The sequence below is a fragment of the Photobacterium sp. GJ3 genome (assembly GCF_018199995.1).
GTDB lineage: Bacteria > Pseudomonadota > Gammaproteobacteria > Enterobacterales > Vibrionaceae > Photobacterium.
In genome coordinates, this window is record NZ_CP073578.1 from 1755425 (window position 1) to 1780090 (window position 24666).

Annotated in this window: 28 protein-coding genes and 1 pseudogene; 12 read left to right on the forward strand and 17 right to left on the reverse strand. The window is 48.3% G+C overall.

Going from position 1 to position 24666, the window contains the following annotated elements; all coding sequences use genetic code 11:
• Positions 1-51: 51 nt before the first annotated feature.
• Both KDD30_RS07795 and KDD30_RS07800 read right to left on the reverse strand, forming a co-directional pair.
• Complete coding sequence (locus KDD30_RS07795) at positions 52-1587, reverse strand: ABC transporter substrate-binding protein (RefSeq protein ID WP_211649251.1); 1536 nt, start codon at positions 1585-1587, stop codon at positions 52-54.
• Positions 1556-3463: an ABC transporter ATP-binding protein gene (locus tag KDD30_RS07800; RefSeq protein ID WP_211649253.1), complete on the reverse strand. Its 1908-nt coding sequence runs from the start codon at positions 3461-3463 to the stop codon at positions 1556-1558. Before KDD30_RS07800 ends, KDD30_RS07795 begins: the two co-directional genes overlap by 32 nt.
• 187 nt (positions 3464-3650) lie before the next feature.
• Here KDD30_RS07800 and KDD30_RS07805 point away from each other — a divergent pair, with 187 nt between their 5' ends.
• From KDD30_RS07805 to KDD30_RS07825, 5 genes and pseudogenes are all read left to right on the forward strand, one after another.
• Positions 3651-4571, forward strand: a complete 921-nt coding sequence (locus tag KDD30_RS07805; RefSeq protein ID WP_211649259.1) for a LysR family transcriptional regulator — start codon at positions 3651-3653, stop codon at positions 4569-4571.
• Positions 4572-4680: 109 nt separating this feature from the next.
• Complete coding sequence (locus KDD30_RS07810; RefSeq protein ID WP_211649276.1) at positions 4681-5358, forward strand: SDR family NAD(P)-dependent oxidoreductase; 678 nt, start codon at positions 4681-4683, stop codon at positions 5356-5358.
• A 354-nt stretch (positions 5359-5712) separates the two neighbouring features.
• Positions 5713-7313: pseudogene (locus KDD30_RS07815) on the forward strand (BCCT family transporter); the annotation flags it as partial.
• A 156-nt stretch (positions 7314-7469) separates the two neighbouring features.
• Positions 7470-7841 carry a hypothetical protein gene (locus KDD30_RS07820; RefSeq protein ID WP_211649278.1) on the forward strand — a complete coding sequence of 124 codons (372 nt, stop codon included), beginning with the start codon at positions 7470-7472 and terminating at the stop codon, positions 7839-7841.
• Positions 7842-7974: 133 nt separating this feature from the next.
• Positions 7975-8856 (forward strand): TIGR00341 family protein, encoded by an 882-nt coding sequence (locus KDD30_RS07825; protein WP_211649280.1) that lies wholly within the window; start codon positions 7975-7977, stop codon positions 8854-8856.
• 35 nt (positions 8857-8891) lie between these two features.
• Here the strand turns inward: KDD30_RS07825 and KDD30_RS07830 are convergent, their stop codons facing one another.
• The 5 genes from KDD30_RS07830 to KDD30_RS07850 form a co-directional block, all read right to left on the reverse strand.
• Positions 8892-9485, reverse strand: coding sequence for an MliC family protein (locus KDD30_RS07830; protein WP_211649288.1), 594 nt, complete (start codon positions 9483-9485; stop codon positions 8892-8894).
• Between the two features lie 101 nt (positions 9486-9586).
• Positions 9587-10009: a MarR family winged helix-turn-helix transcriptional regulator gene (locus tag KDD30_RS07835; RefSeq protein ID WP_211649297.1), complete on the reverse strand. Its 423-nt coding sequence runs from the start codon at positions 10007-10009 to the stop codon at positions 9587-9589.
• A 147-nt stretch (positions 10010-10156) separates the two neighbouring features.
• Positions 10157-11404 (reverse strand): kynureninase, encoded by a 1248-nt coding sequence (kynU, locus tag KDD30_RS07840; protein WP_211649299.1) that lies wholly within the window; start codon positions 11402-11404, stop codon positions 10157-10159.
• 13 nt (positions 11405-11417) lie between these two features.
• A complete protein-coding gene (gene kynB, locus KDD30_RS07845; protein ID WP_211649309.1) occupies positions 11418-12047 on the reverse strand; it encodes an arylformamidase in 630 nt (209 codons plus the stop codon).
• Positions 12048-12125: 78 nt separating this feature from the next.
• Positions 12126-12917, reverse strand: a complete 792-nt coding sequence (locus KDD30_RS07850) for a tryptophan 2,3-dioxygenase (RefSeq protein WP_211649311.1) — start codon at positions 12915-12917, stop codon at positions 12126-12128.
• A gap of 149 nt (positions 12918-13066) precedes the next feature.
• Here KDD30_RS07850 and KDD30_RS07855 point away from each other — a divergent pair, with 149 nt between their 5' ends.
• Positions 13067-13942, forward strand: coding sequence for a LysR family transcriptional regulator (locus KDD30_RS07855; protein WP_211649313.1), 876 nt, complete (start codon positions 13067-13069; stop codon positions 13940-13942).
• Here the strand turns inward: KDD30_RS07855 and KDD30_RS07860 are convergent.
• The 8 genes from KDD30_RS07860 to KDD30_RS07895 form a co-directional block, all read right to left on the reverse strand.
• Positions 13893-14384 carry a GNAT family N-acetyltransferase gene (locus KDD30_RS07860; protein WP_211649315.1) on the reverse strand — a complete coding sequence of 164 codons (492 nt, stop codon included), beginning with the start codon at positions 14382-14384 and terminating at the stop codon, positions 13893-13895. The genes KDD30_RS07855 and KDD30_RS07860 overlap by 50 nt on opposite strands.
• 39 nt (positions 14385-14423) lie before the next feature.
• Positions 14424-14843, reverse strand: coding sequence for an NUDIX hydrolase (locus tag KDD30_RS07865; protein WP_211649722.1), 420 nt, complete (start codon positions 14841-14843; stop codon positions 14424-14426).
• Positions 14844-14845: 2 nt separating this feature from the next.
• A complete protein-coding gene (locus KDD30_RS07870; RefSeq protein WP_211649317.1) occupies positions 14846-15277 on the reverse strand; it encodes a VOC family protein in 432 nt (143 codons plus the stop codon).
• 35 nt (positions 15278-15312) lie between these two features.
• Positions 15313-16059 carry a PhzF family phenazine biosynthesis protein gene (locus KDD30_RS07875; RefSeq protein WP_211649319.1) on the reverse strand — a complete coding sequence of 249 codons (747 nt, stop codon included), beginning with the start codon at positions 16057-16059 and terminating at the stop codon, positions 15313-15315.
• The gene (locus KDD30_RS07880; protein ID WP_211649327.1) at positions 16046-16663 is read right to left on the reverse strand and encodes a DJ-1/PfpI family protein; all 618 of its coding nucleotides are present in this window, start codon (positions 16661-16663) and stop codon (positions 16046-16048) included. The genes KDD30_RS07875 and KDD30_RS07880 overlap by 14 nt, the downstream gene beginning before the upstream one ends.
• An 86-nt stretch (positions 16664-16749) precedes the next feature.
• The gene (locus KDD30_RS07885) at positions 16750-17823 is read right to left on the reverse strand and encodes an endonuclease/exonuclease/phosphatase family protein (protein WP_211649336.1); all 1074 of its coding nucleotides are present in this window, start codon (positions 17821-17823) and stop codon (positions 16750-16752) included.
• A gap of 90 nt (positions 17824-17913) precedes the next feature.
• Positions 17914-18504 carry a nucleotidyltransferase family protein gene (locus tag KDD30_RS07890; protein ID WP_211649725.1) on the reverse strand — a complete coding sequence of 197 codons (591 nt, stop codon included), beginning with the start codon at positions 18502-18504 and terminating at the stop codon, positions 17914-17916.
• A 4-nt stretch (positions 18505-18508) separates the two neighbouring features.
• The gene (locus tag KDD30_RS07895; protein WP_249199243.1) at positions 18509-19087 is read right to left on the reverse strand and encodes a DUF6151 family protein; all 579 of its coding nucleotides are present in this window, start codon (positions 19085-19087) and stop codon (positions 18509-18511) included.
• Between the two features lie 978 nt (positions 19088-20065).
• On the opposite strand from KDD30_RS07895, the gene KDD30_RS07900 reads away from it, so the two are divergent.
• The 6 genes from KDD30_RS07900 to KDD30_RS07925 all read left to right on the forward strand — a co-directional run bounded on the left by KDD30_RS07900 (position 20066) and on the right by KDD30_RS07925 (position 23334).
• Positions 20066-21085, forward strand: coding sequence for a DUF3289 family protein (locus tag KDD30_RS07900; protein ID WP_249199245.1), 1020 nt, complete (start codon positions 20066-20068; stop codon positions 21083-21085).
• Positions 21082-21405 (forward strand): hypothetical protein, encoded by a 324-nt coding sequence (locus KDD30_RS07905; RefSeq protein WP_211649339.1) that lies wholly within the window; start codon positions 21082-21084, stop codon positions 21403-21405. Before KDD30_RS07900 ends, KDD30_RS07905 begins: the two co-directional genes overlap by 4 nt.
• Positions 21330-21653 carry a DUF3289 family protein gene (locus KDD30_RS07910; RefSeq protein WP_249199246.1) on the forward strand — a complete coding sequence of 108 codons (324 nt, stop codon included), beginning with the start codon at positions 21330-21332 and terminating at the stop codon, positions 21651-21653. The genes KDD30_RS07905 and KDD30_RS07910 overlap by 76 nt, the downstream gene beginning before the upstream one ends.
• A 3-nt stretch (positions 21654-21656) precedes the next feature.
• Positions 21657-21980 carry a hypothetical protein gene (locus KDD30_RS07915; RefSeq protein WP_211649341.1) on the forward strand — a complete coding sequence of 108 codons (324 nt, stop codon included), beginning with the start codon at positions 21657-21659 and terminating at the stop codon, positions 21978-21980.
• Positions 21981-22227: 247 nt separating this feature from the next.
• The gene (locus KDD30_RS07920) at positions 22228-22545 is read left to right on the forward strand and encodes a hypothetical protein (protein WP_249199247.1); all 318 of its coding nucleotides are present in this window, start codon (positions 22228-22230) and stop codon (positions 22543-22545) included.
• 177 nt (positions 22546-22722) lie between these two features.
• Entirely contained in the window at positions 22723-23334 is a 612-nt protein-coding gene (locus KDD30_RS07925) for a sugar O-acetyltransferase (protein WP_211649342.1), read from the forward strand.
• 57 nt (positions 23335-23391) lie between these two features.
• Here KDD30_RS07925 and KDD30_RS07930 read toward each other — a convergent pair whose 3' ends face one another.
• Both KDD30_RS07930 and KDD30_RS07935 read right to left on the reverse strand, forming a co-directional pair.
• On the reverse strand, positions 23392-24030 hold the full coding sequence (locus KDD30_RS07930) for an imm11 family protein (protein ID WP_249199248.1): 639 nt from the start codon (positions 24028-24030) through the stop codon (positions 23392-23394).
• Entirely contained in the window at positions 24030-24665 is a 636-nt protein-coding gene (locus KDD30_RS07935; protein WP_211649348.1) for an imm11 family protein, read from the reverse strand. The genes KDD30_RS07930 and KDD30_RS07935 overlap by 1 nt, the downstream gene beginning before the upstream one ends.
• Position 24666 lies beyond the last annotated feature (1 nt).

A 24666-nucleotide genomic window follows, 5' to 3' on the forward strand; every position in this document is an offset into this window, starting at 1 on the left:
TCCTTATGCTGGCTGAAGCAACACGACTCCTATGCTGCGCAGCGTGGCAATTTACAACGAATCCACAGTGACTTCAGTAAAACGCAAACGGCTGTCCGGCACCGGTTCAAAATGCTTCACACGATCCGACACCCCGAAAATGGCATTCAGACTGTAAAGTGGCATTTCTAAAGCGCGCTCAGCGGTATAGCTCGCGATATTTTTCAATATGGATTCACGTTTTTGCCTGTCAATCATTGAACGCTGTGATTCCAGTAAACGGTCTAACGCTGCATCGCTATCATACGGATTCCACTTTTCGCCCGTGTGATACATGAAGTAAGCCGTATTATCATAATCAAGCGTCCATCCGCCCCAGGACTGCTGGAACAAGGCTCCGGTTTTCCCTGCCGGGATAATGTCGTTTAACAGCACATTCGTTTCATAAGGCTTAATTACTGCATTCAGGCCAATGATCTGTAAATAACTGGCAACAGCCTGCGTGACTTCATTAAACGTTGCATCGTTACCCCGGATATCAATCTGGACGGATGTCCCCGGTTTTACTCCAGCCGCTTTCAATAACTGCATCGCCTTTGCTGGATCGTACGGTAAAGGTTTCATCTCCGGATCATGGCCAAACGAAATCTTGCTCTGAAAGCTCGCAATCGGTTCTGCTTGTCCCGCTAATATCGAGTCAATAATTGCCTGTCGATCAACACCATAGATCATCGCTTTTCTAACCCGCTCATCCTTGGTGATACCACTTTGCGAATTAAAACGCAGCGCATAAACTGTCGGACTTGGTGTGGTCACCACAGAGAGATGAGGAGCTGATTGAATTGTTGGAATCATCGCAATCGGGATCGTTGGCGGAATGACCAAGTCGACTCGCCCGGCCTGTAATTCCGCAACGGCTGTCGAAGGTTCAGAAATGAAGCGATATTTCACTTCCGAAAGCTTCGGTGCGCCGCCCCAGAACTTTGGATAAGCTTGCAATTCAATCGAAACTTTAGGTTGATAAGCTTTAAACTGAAACGGGCCAGTGCCAACAGGATTCGTATTAAAATACGCCTCACCTTTCTCTTGAATATATTTCGGAGGCACAATCATGGCCCCATAACCGGCAAGTTTAGTCAGCAATACCGGATCCGGCGCTTTCAAGTAGAAATCAACCGTATAATCATCAACAACCTGAACACGTTCAATCGCAGTGTAATTCGAACGCTGTGGCCCTTTTTTACCTTCATCCCCGAGCAAGCGATCAAACGTAAATTTAACCGACTCTGCATTAAACGCTTCCCCGTTATGAAACGTGACATGCTCGCGGAGGGTGAAACGAATTCTTTTTCCGTCATCGAGTTGCTTCCAAGAGGTCGCTAAGCCCGGCTGCAATTTCAGATCGGGCCCCCGATATGTTAAACCGTCAAAAATATTCGTCGCAACAGATGCCCAGTTCACTAAAAAGGTATCAATCGGATCCCAACTCCCCGGATCCTGTGGTGATGAAACTGTCAGTGTTCCTGCAGCCATACTCAGTGCAGAATACGTGAGACCTGCTGTCAGAGTAACTGCTTTAAGCCAGTGTTTCTGAATGGGTGTTTTCATCAATACGTTCTCCATCAAAGTATGATTGTTGTGCCCCATTTACCGGGGGTTGGGCAACATAATGTCCTGGTGCTAACTCGGTATAAACCAATCGCGCCGGCTCATGACCCACGAGCCGGACAGGACTGGGAATATCTCCTGTCATCGGGATGTTGACCCGCTGATGATTTGGATCGGCAACAGGTACAGCACTGAGCAGCCGTTTTGTATAGGGATGACAAGGTGATTCAAGAACCTGAGATCGTGGACCGATTTCAACAATTTGTCCTAAATAGAGCACAGCAATTCGATGACTGACCTTTTCCACCACAGCCATATCATGACTGATGAACAAATAGGCAATGCCAAACTCCTCCTGCAGTGCCATAAATAAATTCAGTATCTGCGCTTGTATTGAGACATCCAGCGCTGAAAGTGCTTCGTCTGCAATAATTAATTTGGGCTTGGATGCGAGCGCTCTGGCAATACAAATACGTTGCCGTTGCCCACCGGAAAATTCATGAGGATATCGATTCGCATGTGCTGCATTCAATCCCACCCGTTCCAACAACTCACCAACCAGCTGCTGAATCTGGGCTTCATCGGTCAATAAGCGATGTGTCCGAATGGGCTCCGCGACCGAAAAACCAACCGTTTTTCTGGGATCAAGGGAAGCAAATGGATCTTGGAAAATATACTGAATTTCTTGCTTAAGCCGATGCCGCTCACGCTTCGATAACGCGCCAATGGGTTGACCTTCATAATAAATGTCACCACTGGTGGCCTCCTGTAACTGCTGAATTGTCCGCCCGATGGTTGACTTACCTGAGCCAGATTCACCCACCAATGCCAAAGTCTCACCCGGATAAATTTCAAAACTCACATCTTCAACAGCATGAACCCTGTGTGTATCCTTTCCCCAAAAGTTCTTTTTCACAGAAAACCGCGTCACCAGGTGCAGCACTCGCAATAAAGGATCAACCTGATAGTTGGCAGTATCCTGCTCTTTTTCCTGACCGACGACTTTCAACTGATCGTTTTCCAGGACTGTTACAGGAAAACGACACGGATGCTGTCGTCCTTGCATACTCCCTAAACGAGGAACCGCTGATAATAAAGCCTGTGTATACGGATGCTGAGGCGCATGAAATATCTGCTGGACCGTGCCTTGCTCAACCTTTTTCCCTTGCCACATCACAACGACGTCATCCGCGATTTCGGCAACGACTCCCATATCATGGGTAATAAAAATGACAGCCATATCCAGCTCTTTTTGCAATTCGGCTATGATTGCGAGAATTTGCGCCTGAATCGTGACATCCAACGCTGTTGTCGGTTCATCTGCAATTAAAATTTTTGGCCTGCATGCCAGCGCCATGGCAATCATGACTCGCTGCCTCATTCCTCCTGAAAGCTGATGAGGATACCGCTTCATCATCTCTGCAGCGTCGGGTAATCGAACCAAATGAAGCAACCGCTTTGCTTCTTCGAATGCCTCAGATTTCGAAATACGCTCATGCAGCAGTAACGCTTCACACAATTGTTCTCCAATGGTAAAAACCGGATTCAGCGACATCATTGGTTCTTGGAAAATCATTGCAATTTCTTTCCCGCGAATCAGGCGCATTTGTGGCTGTGTTAATGTCAGCAAATCAATCGAAGCCGATTGAGAAGTCTGATACTGAATGCGGCCGGACGGGTAACTTGCGCCGCCTATATCCGCCAATCGCATGATTGACTGTGATGTCACCGATTTCCCTGACCCGGATTCACCAACAATTGCAAGCGTCCTGCCTGGCACAACATCAAAACTCAAATCATCAATCACCCGCGTCCTCCCAAATTGAACGGAAAGGTTGCATACGGAGAGAATTGGAGTTTCCGAAATTTCGGTCATTTGCACATCCTTGTTCTGAACAATTTACCGTGTTCAGGGCTTGATTGGTTGTCATGACTCGCTAAGCCAAGCAGACACGCCTGCCAGACAAACCAATGCTGTTGACTTGTAACCATCTTGTAAATTAAATTCGATACCAACAACTTATATTCATGCATATTCAATGTGTAAATGTTATGGGCCTTGAATGAAATTTCGACAGATTGAAGCATTCCGCAACATCATGTTACGTGGAACAACAGCCGCAGCAGCAGTAGAAATGCATGTCACTCAGCCTGCAGTCAGCCGACTGATCAGTGATTTAGAAGACTCACTGGGATTTCGCTTATTTGATCGAAAAAAAGGACGTTTGCACCCAACGCACGAAGCCGGTGAATTTTTCCGTTCTGTCGAAGAGAGCTTTTTGGGGTTGGAAAAATTGACATCCGTTGCTGAAGCAATCCGAAGTCGTGCACCCAGAGAACTTAAAATCGCCAGTACTTCAGCCATTGCCAGCACACTCCTGCCACTCGCCCTGAAAGAGCACAGAAAATACTACCCGGATGAAAAGTTCATCATCCATACCGATGGCATGGCTGAAATCATCATGAAGTTGCAGTCTAATGCGGTTGATCTTGCTGTGGGTCTTCAACTCCCTCAGTTGAATGGTATCGAGCAAGAGTTTATCGGGAATGCACGATATGTCTTTGCAGCCAAGAAAGGTCACCCGTTACTCAAAAAAAGCGTTGTGACGGCCAACGATCTCGCTGGTGAATCGGTGCTGACAGTTTTAGACACCAATCCGAATTATTGGAATCAACTGACATGTGCCGTGAATGATGTCTCATCAGAACTCACCCGGCATTTATTTATTGATACCTCCCACACTGGCTACTCTATGGTGGCAGCGGGTTTAGCTGTTGGAATCATTGAACCCTTTGCCGCCAGAGTCTGGGCGAATCATGAAGTCATGACTCGCCGCTTTGAACCTGCCATTTTTTACCCGTATGGATTTTCTTATCCAACAAACACACGGCACCATCCCTCCTTATATCGACTCACCGAGTCCATTAAACGCTGCGCCAAATCAATGCCGGAGTTTATCAAAACTGATGATCAAATTGAGTAGAAGTCCTGTACGCCCATTTCATCGTCACTAAGTCCTGATATATCAAAGCCACACAGAGGGAATCTCGCTATACTTGCCTGTAAACACAGAAGAAACAAAAAGGTAAGCTATGATTCTCATCACCGGAGCCAGCAGTGGTTTGGGCGCTGCACTGGCAAAACAATATGCCCGCGATAAGATTGCGCTGACCCTGACCGGACGTCACGAAGAACGGCTTCATGCAGTAGCACAACAATGTCAGCCAGCCAACATCTGCACCCTGACCGCAGATCTGGCCGATCCCCAAGCGGTCACTCAGCTGTTTGACCATCTGCCCCACGCGCCAAAATCCATTATTTTCTGCACGGGCAGTGGTTATTTTGGCCCAATAGAAAAACAGGAACCGGATGCAATCACGCAATTGGTTCAGAACAATCTGCTCTCCGCCAGTTATTTTCTGCATGAAGTCGTGAAGCGTTACCGGAACACGCCGCTGACCTGTGCTGTGGTGATGTCGACAGCCGCGCAGTCGGCCAAAGCTGGTGAATCGACCTATTGTGCTGTGAAATGGGGCGTCAGAGGTTTAGTTGAATCGGTTCGTCTTGAACTCAAAGGCAAACCCATGAAACTCGTTGGCGTCTATCCCGGTGGGATGGCAACTGAATTTTGGGCCACCAGCGGTGAAACCATGGATACCCGGGAGTGGATGACCCCGGACGAAACCGCGACCATGCTCAGAAATGCCCTGCAGCAAGCCAAACATGGCTATATCTCTGATATCACAATCAGCCGAAATGAACTGTTCTGAGTCAAGATGGGCCCGACGTGATATCCGAATGTTATCCGTTCATCACGCCCCTGAAAAAACAAGTCAAGTGACCGTTTTTTCTGACATGCCTGAGCAATACGATTTTTTGTCCCTGAACTGATTCAGAACCTGGCACACCGCCAATAAGTAACCCGGCCCGCAGGTCTCATACTGCAGGCCTTCTTTCCCTCATTTTCCTCGCCTTTGAAGCATCTGCGTTTGACAGCTCGACTATAATCAGCACTGAACTGAAACCTGATTTCGTCCGCTCGGTGTCTCATCATTTGTCAGAAGTCTGGCTGTGACAATGAAATCATTCAGCATCATGCGAACCCAAAACGTCCGGAGGTTGAGATGTCGTCTACGAAGTTCAATGACATCATTGATAAACCCACTTTTTTTGGTTCCCTCTTCCTGTTGCTGGCAGTCACGCTCCCTCTGATTTTTTTCCCGGAAGCCGGTGCTGCCTGGGTCAAATCCGCCAAAGATTTTGTTACCGATCAATTGGGTGTGCTTTATCTGATCCTCGGTCTCGGGGCATTTATTTTCATGATCTATGTGACTTTCAGTGATATCGGTCAGATCAAGCTGGGAACACCGGAAGAAGACCCGGAATTTTCTACTTTCTCCTGGGCAGCCATGCTGTTCTGCTCCGGGATTGGGGCATCGATTCTGTACTGGTCGATGATCGAATGGGCTTACTATTACCAGACCCCCCTTTTGACATTCCCGGTGGCACTCATGAAGCGGCGAAGTGGGCTGTCACTTACGGCATTTTTCACTGGGGACCGCTGGCCTGGTCAATCTACCTGATCCCTGCCCTGCCAATCGCTTATTTCTACTATGTCCGCAACCACAGTGTCCTGAAAATCAGTGAAGCACTGATGCCGGTTCTGGGGGATGAACGCGCTCGTGGCTGGCTTGGTAAAGTTGTGGATGTCTTCTTTATTTTCGGGATGCTGGGCGGCGGCGCCACTACGCTGGGCTTGGCTGCCCCGTTAATTAATCAGGGCGTGCATGAGCTCTTTGGTGTCCCGAATAATCTGTATACCCGCATCGTGGTGCTGATCGTCTGTACCGCCATCTTTGGCTACAGTGCTTATGCCGGGCTGAAAAAAGGGATCAAGTTGCTCTCGAATATCAACATGTGGCTCGCCGTCGGAATTCTGGTCTTCATTTTTGTCACGGGCCCGACACTTTTCATGTTGAACACCGGGTTAGATTCGCTGGGCCGAATGATAAATAACCTGTTTGAAATGGCAACCTGGACCGAGCCATTTGCTCAGTTCCGGCAATTCCCGGATACCCACTTCCCGCAAGACTGGACTATTTTTTACTGGGCCTGGTGGCTGGTGTTTGCACCCAGCGTCGGCCTGTTTATTGCCCGGATTTCCCGAGGCCGTACCATCAAAGCCATGGTTGTGGGCTCAATTTTCTTCGGTACTCTGGGGTGTTTCCTGTTTTTCATGATTATGGGTAACTACGGAATTTACCTGCAGCTTTCGGAACAGTTAGATGTCATTTCCATCCTGAATCAGGATGGGGCAACAGCGGCCATCTTTGCCATGCTCAACACGTTAGCGCTGAGTAAGCTGGTGATTCTGGCCTTCACCATCCTCGCGGTGATTTTCACCGCCACCACCTTCGACTCAATTTCCTACATTCTTGCTGCCGTTGTTCAGAAGGAAATTGACGAAGAACCTGCACGCTGGAACCGGCTGTTCTGGGCATTCGCTCTGTCCTTCATGCCAATCACCCTGATGTTTCTGGGTGGGTTGGATACCCTGCAGACCGCTAGTGTGATCGGCGGTGTACCGCTGCTGATCGTGGCGGTGCTGCTGTGCGTTTCGATTATCCGAGCGGCGCATTTCGATCTCAGATACCAGCCTGACTATGAAGATAAAGAAATCTATATTGAAGAATTACCCGAAGATGACCCCTGGACAGAAGAGGGTTCCTGGGATCTGGAACCACCAGAGGAGCACGGTGTCTCCCATGATGACAAGCCCCATGAAGAAGGGGATCCCGACAGCCACCCTTCAAGGCTGTAAATATATGCGCCTGCAAAATCAGAAACAGGCGCCTGACACACCCTGCATCCGGGGGGTGTTATGCGCCTGATGATCGGTTTACTGGGTGTGTTCATTGCCTTCGTGGGTCTGATCATCGCGGCAGAACCGAGATTGATTCTGGACTTTCTGTCCCGGCACAAAAAAAAGCTCTGGCTTCATGGTGTTGCAGTGGCATTCCGTTTACTTGTGGGCTATCTGTTGATTGAGTTTGCCGATTCAACGGCCATCCCGCTGGTTGTGGCTGCCGTGGGCTGGTTTGCCATCATCGCCGCGATATTTCTGCTCATTCTGGGCAGAGCGAATTTTAAAAAACTCATCAGTTGGGCCGTTGAACTGAACGATGCACAAGGACGCGCCGCAGGGATCATTGCGACGCTGTTTGGCGCTTTTATGGTGTATATCGCGTTATAAAGGGATATTTATGTCGCAACGAGTCATCAAAATCATCTTGCCCCCGAACTGTCAGGACAAAGCGAAAGAATTACTGGATGAAGATTCAAACACGCTGTACTGGCAGGAATAAATTTCTGACAGCACGCTGGTGATGTGCGCCCTGACCGAATCCGTGCACAGCGAAACCGTGATGGATCAGTTTGAACGCCAGTTTTCCTCGGTCGAGGGATTCCGGCTGATTCTGTTTCCGATTGAAGCGTCCATTCCCCGTACAGACACGGCTGAAGTCAAATCGGATATCCCGCTGGACAGCACGAATCCACCAAAAGCCGCGGCAATGCGGATCAGCCGTGAAGAACTGTACGAAGACATTGTTTACAGCACCCGGTTGTCTACGGTTTTTATCGCCATGACTGTCCTGTCAACCATTGTGGTTGCCATTGGCTTACTGACGGATAACGTCGCCGTCATCATCGGAGCAATGGTCATCGCCCCGTTTCTCGGGCCATCCGTAGCGCTCGCCCTGGCCACCTGTCTCGGCGATCTGGAACTGAGTAAAGATGCAACCCGCACGCTGGGCACTGGCATACTCACGGTTGTCACCCTGACCGCACTGATGGGGGCATTACTGGATGTTCCCGCACAAAGCCATGAAATTCTGACCCGAACCCAACCCCAGTTTACCGATATTCTGCTGGCACTGGCTTCAGGATGTGCCGGCGTCCTGGCGTTTACAACCGGTGCTTCGTCCACAGTCATTGGTGTCATGGTTGCAGTGGCCTTACTGCCACCACTCTCTGTGTTCGGGTTACTCCTGGGTGCTGGCCATTATCATGTCGCATTTGGCGCGTTGCTGTTGTTTGCAACCAACATCATTTGTATCAATCTGGCGGGGATCACCACGTTTTTACTTCAGGGGGTCAGCCCGAGAATGTGGTGGCAGGCCGATAAAGCGAAAAAAGCCAGCCGCAAAGCACTGATATTATGGTCTTCCACTTTGGTGTTGCTGGCAATTGTGATTCTGTTCTGGTAACTGTTTCGCAACGTCTCAAAGCGCGCGGCGGCATTTCAGTTCGGGAGCGCCATAGCCCCAGCGGATTGTCGCCTCCCCTGATGTTCCCACAGACTTTCATTCCGACCGGCATACCGAGCGCCACTGCCACTTTCCTGCTGGTACATCAACGCCACACTGTCGCCCCGTTCCGCGATTAAAGTAGGCGGATCCGTTGGGAAAAAGGTTGCGATCACTTCACTGCCCGGCTGATCATCGCAAAGATAAGTCACCGTTGCAGTAAGCGGGATTAACCGATATTTCGCTTGCAGTGCTGCAATACGCAGCTGATATTCTGAGGTGACACAAGCTTGAGGCTCAGCCGCTTTCCAGCATTCATTGCGGCCTTTGATCCATCCGCGTTGCTCTGCTTTCAGGACTGGCGGATGTTCATTCGTTGCTTTTGCAGCGGCCTGCCTGTAAACCTCAGCCAGCTGATTGTCTAAAACAGCCAGAGCGGGATCCTGACAAATCATGGCTTCAATACTCCCGGCATCAACGTCATGACAGTCGAACGATGGCTGTTGTGCTTTCACTTGTGTATAGAGCAACACACCTGCCGCAGCAATACTGAAAACCAGCCAGCCGAATCTCATTTTGCCCAATTTCATCCGGCCTCCGAGAGAAAACCTTCGTCATCTAATCAACTATAGGCAATAGAACTTCGCGTGCCAGAAGAATCAACTCAAAGTACATTTTGCTGAGCGGGTGATTATTTCAGTTTACCGAACAGACCAATCAACTGATTCACCTGACTACTGGTCAGCCCCTGAGCCACCATTTCAGCACTATGGTTAAAACTGACCAGTGCTTCCTGATAAATCGTCTGACCTGTTTCAGTCAGCTTCACCAGACTGACTCTGGCATCCCGGCTGTTCTTCTCTTTTTCAACCAAATGGTTTTTCTCCATCGGATTCAGCAACCGGGTGACGCCGGAGGCGGTTAACCCGATCGCTTCAGCCAGCGCGACCCGGCTCATCACTTGCTCGGGGGTGTCGCTCAACTGATGCAAAACCAAAAATTCCGACAAACTGATCCCATGCGCGCTCAGTTTTCGATCCATATTTTTCGTCAGTCGGACCTGCGTCTGCGCTAACGTGGTAAACAATTGTGCCTGTGAATTCATTGCTGTCATTGAGGATACCCTTGCCTTTTTGTTGATCACTCAAGTATTCATCAACAATGAACGTCCAGTCAAGGGACATCAAAAAAGCCGGAGCAACTGCATCCGGCTGATAGATTCAAGGGGCTTTCGAGAGGTTTCAGGCAACCATGAAACGATTCAGGTCACTGCCGTTAATTGGTGATAAGCAGGCTGATCCCAGAGATTATTTTCCATGATATCGGCCAGTGCATCGACGCAATCCCACAAATCAACATAGCGAAGATAAAGCGGGGTAAACCCAAATCGCAATATTTCGGGTGCCCGGAAATCACCAATGATATTTCTCGCAATCAATGCCTGCATGATGGCAAACCCCTGTGGATGGGTCAGGGACACCTGACTGCCGCGGACTTCGGGATCCTTTGAAGAAGCGAGGCCAAACCCGAATTGGCTGCAACGCTCTTCCACCAGCGCAATAAACAGCTGCCCCATCCGCATAGATTTCTCACGAATCAGATCCATACTGGCAGAGGCCATCAAATCCACCCCGACCTCCAGCAAACTCGCGCCCACGACAGACGTTGTGCCACACAAGGTGCGTTCAATCCCGGCTGCCGGTTCATAATCGTCCCGCATCGCAAACGGATGCGCATGGCCAAACCAGCCACTCAGTGGATGCTGCAATGTGGCCTGATGCCGTTTGGCCACATACAGGAATCCGGGAGCGCCGGGCCCACCATTGAGATATTTGTAACCACAACCCACAGCAAAGTCGGCCTGAACCTGATTAAGATGAACCGGCACTGCACCTGTGCTGTGGCTCAGATCCCAGACCACCAAAGCACCTTTTGCATGGGCTTTCGCGGTCAATTCGGCCATATCGAACATCGCACCGGTTTTGTAGTGAATATGGGTCAGCACCACAACAGCGGTGTCTTCATCGATTGCATCCAGCAACCGCTCTCTGGGTGCTGTCACCAGCCGGACCTGACCGTCCAGAAAGTGCTCCAGGCCTTGCAGGATGTATAAATCGGTCGGAAAGTTCCCCGGTTCAGACAGAATTTTACTGCGTCCCGGATTTTGTTTTACTGCGGCGGCAGCCAGCTTGAACAGATTCACCGACGTCGAATCCGCCACAATGACTTCGCCGGGATCGGCACCAATCAGACCGGCAATTTTATCGCCGATCCGGCGCGGCAGATGAATCCAGTCATGGGTATTCCAGCTTCGGATCAGGCCATTGCCCCATTGCCCTTCAACAACATCTCTTGCTTTTTGTCTGGCTGCCTTGGGCAACGCGCCCAAAGAATTACCGTTCAGATAGATGTGTGCCGGAGGCAGTTCAAAAGCTTCACGAAAATGTGCCAGCGGATCCGTGCGATCCAGAGATTCAAAATAAGCCCTGTCCAGTGTTTGCATCATCATATACTCCTGCAACTTATGCGACACTGCGCAGCAATGCCCGAACGGGTGATGCATCCAGTGCATCCAATTTGAGTGGGGGGGCAATCAGCTCATAATGACCAACCGGTACATCATCCAGAACCAGCCCTTCCAGAATCGCCATCCCATGACGTTTGATGGCCTGATGGGCCTGCATGGTTTTTGAGGTTTGCGGATCCAGTGAAGGACTGTCGATCCCAATCAGGCAAACCCCGCGTTCAGCCAGCAAGTCGATCGTTTCCGCTGCAACTGCCGTGAAGTCAGACACCCACTGATCATGCGGAAATCGTTGATAGGTTCTGAAAATGACGCGCTCAGCCTGATCCGGTAACTGATCGATAATGTCCTGCGGTTTCACCCAGCCAATCGCATGCGTCGCGTCAATCAGGACACAAGGCCCGATGTAATAAGACAAACTGACCGCCGCCATGGCTTTGCCCTGCGCATCATAATGGACCGGGGCATCAGCATGGGTGCCGGCATGACAGGACAGCGTAAACTGCCCCACGTTCACCGGACAGGCATCACTCATTTCCCAGTGAAAATGAGACTGGAAAGCTGTATCCCCCGGCCAGACGGGTAAGCCCTGACGCAAGGTTTGTGAAATATCCCAGATCTTAGTCATGCTTTACCCCTTCAATGGAGGTTCGCACCGACCAGAGTTCGGGGAAAAATTGTAAATCCAGCGCTTTGGTCAGATACTTCACACCCGATGTTCCCCCGTGCCCCGGCGGTATCCGATGATCCGCTCCACAGTTTTCATGTGGCTGAAGCGCCATTTCTGGAAGTTGAACTCCAGATCCACCAGCTTTTCTGCCAGTTCGTATAAATCCCAGTATTCATGACTGTGCTGATAGATCCTTGCCCAGATGGCTTCAACCGCTTCGCAAGGCTGATACGGCAGTGAAAAATCGCGGTGAAGTTGCGACTCAGGCACGTCAAACCCACGTGATTTCAACAGCGACAACGTCACATCATAAATACTTGGTGCGTGGAGCACCCGTTTGAGATGATCGTAATATTTCGGATGCGCCCGGTGGGCCTGAATCATGGCTTCATTTTTATTGCCCAGTAAAAATTCCAGTTCCCTGTACTGATAAGACTGGAAACCGGAACTCTGCCCAAGCTCGTCGCGGAAGCTGGCATAATCTGCTGGCGTCATCGTCGCCAGCACTTCCCAGGCGTTGAGCATTTGAGATTGAATTCTCGCCATGCGGCTCATCATCTTAAATGCGGGTCTCAGCTTGTCCTGACGAATGTTTTCAACGGCCCCGTAGGCCTCGTGTAAACACAGTTTCATCCACAATTCAGAAACCTGATGAATCACGACAAACAGCATTTCATCATGCTGCTCTGTCACCGGGTGCTGGCAGGATAACAGCGGGCCCAGGGCAAGATACTGGCCGTAACTCATGTCCTGATCCCAATGAACGGATTCCTGGGCCAGATCCACTTTGAGTGTTGGCTCTGCCTGTTCCTTATCCACATGGCGCATAGCGTATATCCTTATTCCTTCAGAGTAATTAACCTTTCAGAATTCAGTTTACGAGACGTTTTTTTGCCTGTACATTTCATAAAATATTCAATTTTCATTAACTTTTTTCATACATTATGGCCACCAAAATCAGCACTCGGCACTTGCAAATGGTGTTAGCGATCGCTAAAGCAGGCAGTGTCTCTGAAGCCGCCAGTCAAATCGGCCTGACACAATCTGCGGTCAGTCACCGGATTCGTGAAGCAGAGCGGCTACTCAATACTGAACTGTTTTACCGGCAGCATAAAAAGCTGATCCCAACCAGTGCCGGGAAGCGATTACTGCTGTCTGCATCCGTGGTGCTCAGTGAGCTGGAACGCGCCGAAAATGACATTGATAAGTTATCCGTTGGCATTGAGCATGTGATCCGAATTGGCAACGAGGCCTTTGGGGGCTACCACTGGATGCCGACATTTATCCGGCAGTTCAATCAACAATATCCGCGCTATTCTGTGGAAATTATCCCGGATGTCTCGCTCGATCCTTTCAATGCCCTGCGCAATGGCACCATTGATGTGTCGATTGTCTCAGGCACAATCACACAGACAGGGTTTCGCTCATTGAAATTGTTCCGGGATGAAATGGTCGCAGTGATGCACAAGGCGCATGTGCATGCCGGGAAAGAATGGCTGACCGCAGAAGAAATTGCAGCGAATACCTATATTACTTATCACACCACACCCGCGCCCGGCCGGGAGTATGAGCAATTGTTCAGCCCGAACCATCTGCTGCCGCCGAAAGTTATCCGTGCGGGTGTGACGGAGGCCGTGGTTGCTTTTGTTGAGGCCGGGATGGGCATTACCATCATGCCAAGCTGGGTGATCAAACCCTATCTGAAGAATCCCGATCTGGTTACGACAAGGGTAACTGCGCAAGGGCTCTATATCGACTGGCGCGTCCTGTTCAGAAAAGATGAACGATCAGACTCGCCCATCGTTACTTTTGCCAAAGCGTTGAAGCAGGCTGATCTGCAGGCATTGTCGTGACAGACAAATGACAGACTAAAGGCTGATAGCGCAGCCCGGCCAGCTCAGCCGGGCTGCCACTTTTTTCAAAGCCAACGGCTTCATAAAAGGACACCGCATTCAGAGAAGCTCGCACCGAGAGCTGCGGCTGCCGGCAATGCGGCAGCAAGGCATTCAACAGGTTCTTTGCAATCCCTCTTCCCTGGCATTCAGGCAGAACAAACAACATGGCGAGATGCGCGCCCTGCTTCAGCTCAGCCATGCCAAGAATCTGCCCGGCTTCTTCATGAACCAGAATCAGATGATCCTCCTGCATACGCAGCAACAGGGCTGCTTGGGAAGCAATTCTGAAAAAGGTCTGAACCCCGGCCTGAGACAAACCCGGTGCGACGCCAGTCATAAACGCCGTTTTCACTAATGCCTCAACCTGCCCGGCATCTTCAGGCATCATTCGTCTGATCACGATGCGTATCCCCCCTCATGTTCAAACCTGCAAAACAAATTAACCGGTGGCGTTATTTTCATTCAGCATCGGCAAAATCACCCGCCGGTATTCAGCCAGAGCAATATTGTCTGCGGCCACAGTGGCGGGTTCTGATTCGTACACCGAGGTCCAGATGAGATCTTCGGCTTCCTGGGCGGAAAGCGAACCTTGCCAGTCCGTCACCACAAAGTAATGCAAACGCTGTAACTCAGTGGTCGGGTGATACAGGCTGCACAGCGGAAAATAAAGTAAAGGTTTGACGGTCAGCTCTTCTTCCACTTCCCGCAATAACGCATCGACCAGACTTTCGCCGGGCTCTACATGCCCGCCGGGAATCGCCATCAACCCCGGATCGACCGTTTTCGTCAGCTTGCGCTTTTCCAGTAAAATCTGATCGCCACGGATCAGCATAAATGACACGCAGTCATGGACTTTCAGATTCATGATTCAACCCTACCCCGGTTCGCCATTGGATGATCGGGACTAAATTGCAGCAAGTCCCATAAGTTTCCGTACAAATCTTCAAATACGGCAACGGTGCCATAGTCCTGTTCTGCTGGCGGACGAACGAAATGAATGCCGTCAGCCACCATCCGGTGATAATCCCGCCAGAAATCATCCGTGCTCAGGAACAGAAAAACACGCCCGCCAGCCTGTTGACCAATCACCTCTTCCTGTTCGGGTTTCGAAGCGCGAGCAAGCAGCAGCGTCACACCATTGGAGCCAGGCGGAGAAACCACCACCCAGCGTTTATCCTGCTCGGGTTGATAGGTGTCTTCAATCAACTCAAACTTTAGCTTATTCACATAAAAATCAATCGCTTCGTCGTAATCTTTGACGACCAAAGCCACATGCACAATCGCTTGTTTCATTCACATCCCGTTTTTCGTTGTTTCGTCTTAAACATTCAGATTCGCTGAACAGTCGCAGGGAAGACTCGCCCGCCCACCCAAAGCTGACCATCGACCGCATGCAGGTGTATTGCATTGTCATAGGCCGGAAAGCCCATGTAAACGACCTTTGGTGTGGTCAAGGCAATGGGTAGCGCCGCACAACACACCGCGCAGGCCGCATCTTCTGGAATATTGAATAATGGGTTGCTCGCCCGGGCATAAAGGCTCTGTTCAGTGATGGCATACAGAATATACCCGCTAAAGTTTTTCCCCTGATTCCAGCTGGCTAACGCTTCGATATCAAACTGAACGGCGTTTAATGCATCCAGCGTATCCAGTTGGATACACCATTTCGCTTTTCCTGCACTAAAAATACCCTGAGAGCGTATTTGGTGAGGCATCAATCCAAACCATCGCGCTTCAGGCAGTTCGCGAAACGAAGGCGCAACTTCGACGGGTAACGACATGCTCACAGACACTAAATCACCGTCTTTTCGGACGTCGCTGATGCCGGAACCCGTCTCCACCCGAAAAGCTGAAGATGGCAAATGATAAGCTGCACCCAGCAAAGCATGACCACAGATGGGCGCTTCTTTCGAATCCGGATAAAAAAAGCGAAACCGCCAGTCCGCTGTCTGCGAAGCTGAAATCACCACCACCACAGGCATCCCTGAATCCGCCGGATTCTCAGCCACTTCGGAGACGGCCATCAGATTGCCCCCTCTGTTCTCGCTCTGACCAAACACCTTATACATTGACATGAGCGCCCTCCAGATAGGGGGAGACCACGGCCATACAATGTGCCACAGTGGACGATTTCTCTCCGACGGGTGCCACATAATGAATGGCTTGTTCAGCTTCTTCAGGACTCGCCAACTGGGCAATCAGCCAGGCAGCAAGATACTGTGAAGCCATACAGCCGCCTGCGGTTGCGACCTGATTCTGAGCAAGAAATGGCTGATCCAACACTGTCATGCCCGCTTCAACCACCCAAGGGCGTGTCGTTAAATCTGTACAAACGGGCGCATGGTGCTCAATACCAAGCGCTGGCAGCCAGAGCACACCGGAACATTGTGTCGCCAGTAATTGTCGGGTCGGATCCAGTGACAATGCTGACAGAATGGCCTCATCCCTTACCAGTTGACGTGTCAGGCTGCCGCTGCCAAGAATGACAGCATCGGCGTTATTGGCATAACGCAAAGGCTGATGCGCAGACAAGGTTAATCCGTTCATGGAAGTCACGGTTGGCGTCGGGCTGGTGATTTGTACCTGCCAGTTTTTCGCTTGAACCCGGCTCAGAATCGCGTATGCCACGAGTGAATCGAGCTCATTGAATCCTTCAAATGTCAGTATGGCAATCTTCATGACAGGCTCCTTCCCTGAACAAAAGCAATGCTGTCAGATTACCCCGAATAAACAGAGATTTACCAGCAGCAATTCCCCCCGTTCTGCTATTTCCCCGGCTTCGGTACATCATGAACATTGACCTGCTTTTCCTGAATGATCTCCTGCGCCCAGGTTTCATCTTCGAGTTCTGGCTGTAATCCGTTGTGTTTCTGGGATGCCATTGGCTCAAGGTAAAGTTCGGTATACAAAGCAAAGTGATCGGAGCCGATAGAGGGCAAACGCTGAATCTTGTGCAAAGTGAAATGATGGCTGTGAAAAATATGGTCCAATGGCCAACGCATGAACGGATAGTCTGCATGAAAGGTATTAAACATCCCCCGCCCGACTCTTGGGTCGAGCAGACCGCTGATTTTCCGGAACAGACGGGTTGTTGCAGACCAGGCAACATCATTCAGGTCTCCGGTCACAATCAGCGGTTGTGTTGAACCTTCAACACTGCGGGCAACGAGAATCAGTTCAGCATCACGCTCCGCAGATTCAGGATTTTCCGTCGGACTGGGTGGTGCCGGGTGCAGAAAATGCATTCTGACCCTCTCACCGCACGGCAATACCAGCAAGGCATGCATGGAAGGGACGTCATCTTCAATCAGAAACTCAACGCTGGTATCTTCCAGTGCAAAGCGGGAATACACATGCATGCCATACAGGTTGTCCAGCGGGCATTTCAACGTGTAAGGCATGTCACGGACCAGCGTATCTAATTGAGATTGCCACCACTCATCCGATTCCAGTGTCACCAGCACATCGGCCTGAAATTCATGCACTTGTTTGATCAACGCATCCGCACGGCGATTCGGTGTCAGCACATTGGCAGTGATCACTCTGAGCCTGCGATTCACATCATCGCCTTTTGCGGAATTGACTTCACAACGCCAGAGACGTGTATACGGTAGAATCCACCACAGATGCCAGCACAGGCAAGCCAGTGCGAGCACAAACAATCCCCATGCCTGAAAAAAGCAAAGATTCACAACAAGCAATACAACCGCAAACACAGCCAGTTGCAGACGCGGAAAGTCCCACCCTCTGACGAGCCAGTGAGGATGCCGCCAGACAGGTAAAACGGTGGTCAGAACCAATAAAGCAGTCAGCAGAGTCAGCGCAATCTCCATACCCATTGGATTCACTAAAATTCAAATGATAAACGCCGGGCCATTCGAACGGTCCGAGCCTAAGTATTTGTTCTACCAGTTGAGTTTAGGCTGATTTTACTGAAATGAGAGATCAGATTCTGAACGCAGGGGAATCACCTGTAACATCGGCCAACGGGTAAGCCATTGTTTTTCAGCGATACGAGCTTCAAAAACAGCGCGAGGCCGTCGGGGATTATGGGTGAGATGTCCGGCAAACAAAGAAGCCAACCCAAAGCCTGAAATAATCGCCAGCGTGTCATTTTCCAACCTGACAGCGACTGCAGTTTCCTGTTCCACCCAGTAACCAATCGCATCCAGCGTACTCTGATAAGGCGGATCATCATGACGGGTATGCATCAGCGCCTGATTGCGAACCTGCCAGACACAATGTGGATGATGTTGATTGAGCCAATCTTCAATTTGCCAGGCTGTTTCCTGCGTCTCCTCTGTGGGATCGAAGTAAATGACATCCACATCGTTCAGCGGTGTTGTGACACTGTCACCAAGAAGACGGTCCCAGACCAGATTCCGCACAAATCCAGCCCCGATATAACATTGTGGTAAATTCAGCGCAGCAACAATGGCCAGAATCTGCATGCGTCCCTGATCCTGCCTGAGCCATTGTTGCAGCTGATCTTCCCGTTGAGTTTCTTCGTCGCTCAACATCACATCAACGTGTTGAATCAATGACTTCCGGCTGAGATACCGGCTGCCCTTTCGGGTCAAAAAATGGATTAGGTTTTCCTTTTCCGGTGAGCTTCCATCCCAGAATCTTCAGCATGACCCGGATCATCATCGGCCAGACACGGTTGTGTTGCAGGATGTCTTGCGGCAACCTCGGATTTGCATGTTGCGGATAAGCATGTGCCCGGACTGGCCCCAAATTCTTATCCGTTCTGTCTTCCGGTGCAATCGCCGTTTCAATCAGGCCGACAAAAGGAAAACTTGGCTTGAGCGTATTTGCCAGAGGGGTCTGGCAACAGCCTGCATACCAGCGGTGTAAACCCGCTGCGGTCAGTCGCAAACAGCGAATATGTTCAACCCCCTGATGCCACTGAATACTGGAAGGGCTCACCTGGAAAATCGCCGTGCCACGATGAGGCGTCAGGATTTTTTCGGGCTGAAGCTGCATTGCAAACGCCTGACAATCCTTGCAATAACAAACAACCCGGTTCCCAGATTCAGGTGACGGTACTTCAGCTTTCCCCTGTATTTCTCCACACGCACATCGTAAATGCAGTGTTGTCATCAGTGTGTCCTCGATTAGCCTTCAGTTTGCTTGTGCCGCCCGTGATGGCTGTGCCTGATTCAATTGCACTTTGAGTGCTTGTGCATATTCGCGTAAACGTAACGCATTATTCGCAAACTTTTCGTGACCGCAAGCAATCTCCTAAGAAAAACAGCCTCTGGAAACTCTCGCACCACTGTATTTATCCGAATGCCTCAAATTCATACGACTGACGATACATTGCGTTTGAGCTCACAGTTCATCTGAATAGAAGCAACCAAGATGAAGCGTGTTTTCAAGCCGTTTTGAACGGCTAATTCACCCATTCTTACTGCGAGATGCGTCTTACTGAGCCGCTTGGCCCAAATAACACAACATTTTCCTTTCATTTGATAAAACCATCTTAGTTAGCTTATTGAGCTATTTCATTGATGCGCCTGTCGCTAACTTAAAGTCAAAATCATCGAACGTTTTGTGCTTTTAGTCATTGCGTCAGCTGTTATGTATCTAGGCGATGATGACACCTCTTATCAGGTGGCCAAATTAACTCTGAAACTTCACCGAAACATATACTGTCGGTCATTATATCCGCCAGAAATGGCGTATTGGGAACAGTTAGCTCTACGATCTCGGTGTCGATTTCAAGAAAGATGCCTCATGTATTATCTGGATGGTGTGGTGGAAAATCTAGCTTTAGTCAGGCGTTTCGTCACGAATATTCTCAGACAGTGTGGCTATGAACTCTCAAGTCAAAAGATTGGGTTAAAAAAGTCAGCTTGGAGAGATGTTTATAGAAGTAGTGTATCTTTGGGTTGTAGAAAAGTGTACTCGCGTACCTGACCAAGATCCACTCTTTGAGGCGAAAAAACAATCACCCTGAGCGTCTGAATAGTCAAATTAATCATTTCGTTGATTTTCACCTCAAATTGCCTTGTTAAAGATGATACTCACTGACATTATTGATATCATCTCTATTATTTTTTATATGAGTAAACGCGTATGCGGTATGAATCGTTACCATATAAACCTGAAAAAAAGAAAGAAACCACAAGAGAAAGAGCAGAGCGCCAACGTCAAGAGCGCAGAGCGGAATTAACCTATACAGCTCAAGATTATGAGAGATGGGCTAAAGAGCGTGCAAGAGTTCTTGCTGAACGTGCGATGGCAACAACCACAGAAGATTGGAAACCCGTAAAAGGAAGTTTTCCGCTATTGGTTTTTGAAACACGAAAAAAAATGGATGACTTTGATGCTCCAGATATGAGTTTCGGAGATGAAGAGCGTTTTAAAATAGAGTCTTACGGATTTATGCAGCCATTTGCTCAAAGTGTCAATTATGACCCTGATCATATTGCTTCAGATGGTACGCATTCATCCCTTAGTGAAGACCAATTTTCCTTGCCTGCATGTGAGCATTTCGAACGTATGCGTAATTTAGGAACTGTGTTTTCTAATCAAACATTAGGCGATGTTCTGGGATTTGAAACAAGCTCAATTTTTTCTGAAATGGTTGATAAATTTGAGCGTAACGAGGGCGGTTATTACAGTAATCCATCGCTAAATAAAGCACTGCAAGAGCACGAGACAACTCAACGTTTTCATGACGCTCTGAAAAATTGTTTAGAAGAAAGCCTTAAAAATGGAAGATTGCCTGATGATGTTCTTCGTGTTTCAAGTCAATACATGATGTCCTCAAAAGGAGAGATGTTACCTAAATTTGATTCAAGTCCACGCGGTAAAGACCTTTACAACGGTACAGTTCTCAGTGTTCATGATATTTGGTCATTGCGTGTTTATGCTGAAAGACTTGAATACAAAGGAAATGAAATTAGAGGGATATTTCAATATGAAGTCCAAGATCACTTTGGACTCGATACCAATGACATTAATCATGATTTTAGTGATGGTATTAAGAAGCAGTATGAGCAATTAGAAGGATTCCGCTCTTGGTATCTGCTTCAACATTTTAAAGGATATGGTTATAAGCCATTCATAACTAAAATAGATTTTAAACTATGAGAGTATTAATTAAATGGGTTTTGCTTGCTATTCCTCTTTTCTTTTTAGGTTTGGCTTGGCTCGGTGTGGTCTTTGGAATAGATTTAATCCCAGATGGCTTTTTACGTGATGATACATTTGAATATAGCGGAGATGGAAAAAAGCCAACTGGGCTTGTATCTCAAAGCTGGTTTGATTCAGTATCCATTGTAGCTATGGTTCCCGGTTTTTTTGTTGGCTCTATATACACCGCCTACAAAAAACTATGGTGGTGGTTTGGGGCGTACATGCTTATCGGTGGTTTGCCCATCGGTATTTTTTTAATCGCTGTTTTTTTGTAACTATTCACCAGTGGTGTGTTGACTCGCCAGAAGCCCGCCCTAGGACATCCGGGTTCAGGCATGAAATTAGAGGTGTGTTTAAGTACAAAGTTCAGGATCATTTTGGACTCGATTCGCGTGATATCGATCATGATTGGAGTGAGCCGCATCGTTGGTATGAAAAGTTGGAAGGGTTCCGCGATTGGTATTTGCTTCAGCATTTTCAATGGGTATGGGTATCAGCCTTTTATCTCAAAAATAGATTTTGAATTATGAGTCAGACTTTTCGATATTCTTTGTTGTTAATTCCCTTATGTTTTTTGGTTTCACTTTGGTTGGATGTGGTTTTCGGTGTCGATATAGTTCCTGATGGTGTACTCTATGATGACACGGTTGAATACACTGGTGATGGTATAAAACCTAGTGGTTTGATACCTACCAGTCTATTTAATTTATTTGGGATTATTGCAATGATCCCTGGTTTTTTCATTGGTTCAATCTACACCGCCTACAAAAAACTTTGGTGGTGGCTTGGGGCGTACATGCTTATCGGTGGTTTGCCCGTCGGTATTTTTTCAATCGCTGTTTTTTTATAACCATTCACCAGTTGTGTGTTGACTCGCTAGAAGCTAGCCCAAAGAAATCCGGATTCAGGCATGAAATTAGGGGTGTATTTAAGTACAAAGTTCAGGATCATTTTGGACTCGATTCTCGTGATATCGTTCATGATTGGAGTGATCCGTATCCTTGGTATGAGTAGTTGGAAGGCTTTCGTTCTTGGTATTTACTTCAGTATTTTACTCGTTATGGATATCAGCCATGTATTACAACGATTGAGGTTGAATGATGAGGTTAGTCTCTAGATTTTTACTCGCAATTCCTTTGCTGTGGTTTGCTTTTCTTTGGTTATATTTCGTTGTTGATATTGACCTCACTCCAAGTTGGTTATTTTATAATGCAGCGCGAAGACCGGAAGAACCACCAGCAGAAGGATTGCTTCCTGACGATATTTTTCCATTGTTGTTTTTTTTCATCAGCCCAATCCTGTTTTTCATTGGTTCAATCTACACGGCTTACAAAAAACTTTGGTGGTGGTTTGGGGTGTACATGCTTATCGGTGGTTTGCCCTTCGGTATTTTTTCAATCGCTGTTTTTTTATAACCATTCACCAGTGGCGTGTTGACTCGCCAGAAGCCAGCCCAATGAAATCCGGGGTCAGAATGTCTAAAATTCGTACGACTGACGATAAGTTGCGTTTGAGCTCACAGTTCATCAACATAGAAGCAGCCAAGATATTTCTGGAACATCCAATGCAGCAACCCAATACAGGTAGCGACCATGGCGGATAAGTTAACTGATTTCAACACCAGACGATTGATTGATCAGGCACTCATTGATCACCAGATGGAACGACGGGAATTACTCTACGAGTTCAATCACTCCCGGCCGGGCGAGCATCAGAAACGTCGGGATTTACTGAAACAGATTCTCGGTCACTATGAAGGAACCCACATCGAGCCCCCGTTTCGGTGTGATATGGGCAGCCAGTTAACCATCGGAAAAGGTGGATTTATTAACTATGGCCTGATTGTGCTGGATATCGCCCCCGTGAGTATTGGCAACCATGTACTGATTGGTCCGAATGTTCAGCTTTGCGCTGCCAGCCACCCTATCCTGCTGTCGGAACGAATCCAGCCTTACGCCTGTGGCGATCCGATTCAAGTGGGTAACAATGTCTGGATTGGCGCCGGAAGTATCGTGCTTGGTGGAGTTTCGATTGGGGAGAATACCGTCATTGGTGCCGGAAGCGTGGTGACCCAAGATATTCCGGCCAATGTTGTCGCTGTCGGGAACCCTTGCCGAGTCATCCGTACGATTGAACAGGGTGATATACCAACAGAGGCAGAAATTCAGGCCCTTTACCAGACACTCGGTGTGGGAGATGATTGAACGCGTTTTAGGATGTACAACACCAGGCAGAAGCGGATTCAGAAGAAAGGTCGAAACCTACAAGTCGTCATAAAAATCATCTTCCTCATCTTCTGAGGCAAAAGCGGCACCTGGTCCCCAATCTTGAAGACTTAAAAAGCCTACGCCAGTTAACCCAGCTAACTTCAAAGCGCTTACCACGGATTCATGATAAAGATAATGTGGCTTTTCATGTAGCCTGAACACCAAACGTTCTTGTAAAGGAATGTTATCCAATACATCTTCATTCAAAACCATTTGTCTCAATTCAAACGCATCATTTTCATAAGTCCCATCATAAACCGATCGCTTTGGATCTAAAGCACGATAGTTTTGCCAGATGTGCACTAAATAATGCTTATCCCACGTTTTTTCACGATTCTCGATATATGCCGGGTAAAAATCAACACCGGGTAACTGAAATAAATCCAACACTTGCTTGAATTTTTCAGACACTAGCCCTGCGGGTAAAACTTCATGATAATCACAAGGATTAAATCGACCATCATCACCCATTGTGATATGCACATAGCCAGGCCCAAGAACTTCACGCTGAATCGAACGCAATGCTAGCAATCTCAATAATCCATCATCAGATTTCCGATTCTTCGCCAGCATATAAGGTGCAGAATCGGCATCTTCTGTCAGTAAATAATACTGAGAATCATACTTCATCATTACAAGTCGTCATAAAAATCATCTTCCTCATCTTCTGAGGCAAAAGCGGCGCCTGGTCCCCAATCTTGGATATTCATAAAACTCACCCCGGTTAATCCTGCTTGTTTCAACGCCTTTACAACTGTTTCATGGTACAGATACTTAGGATCTTCATTCAAACGAAAAACCAATCGTTCTTGTAAAGGAACTTTATCTAAAACCTCAGTATTTAGTGTCATTTTCTCAAGAAGAAAACGATCATTTTCATAAGTCCCATCATAAACCGATCGCTTTGGGTCTAAAGCACGATAGTTTTGCCAGATGTGCACTAAGTAATGCTTATCCCACGTTTTCCCTCGATTCTCGATATATGCCGGGTAAAAATCAACACCAGGCAATTGAAATGATTCAAGTACGTTCTTGAACTTTTCAGACACTAACCCTGCAGGCAATACTTCATGGTAATCACAAGGATTAAAACGTCCATCATCCCCCATTGTAATATGTATATAACCAGGACCAAGAACCTCACGCTGAATCGAACGCATTGCAAGCAATCTCAATAATCCATCATCAGATTTCCGATTCTTCGCCAGCATATAAGGGGCAGAATCTGCATCTTCTCTCAGTAAATAATATTGACTGTCGTATTTCATC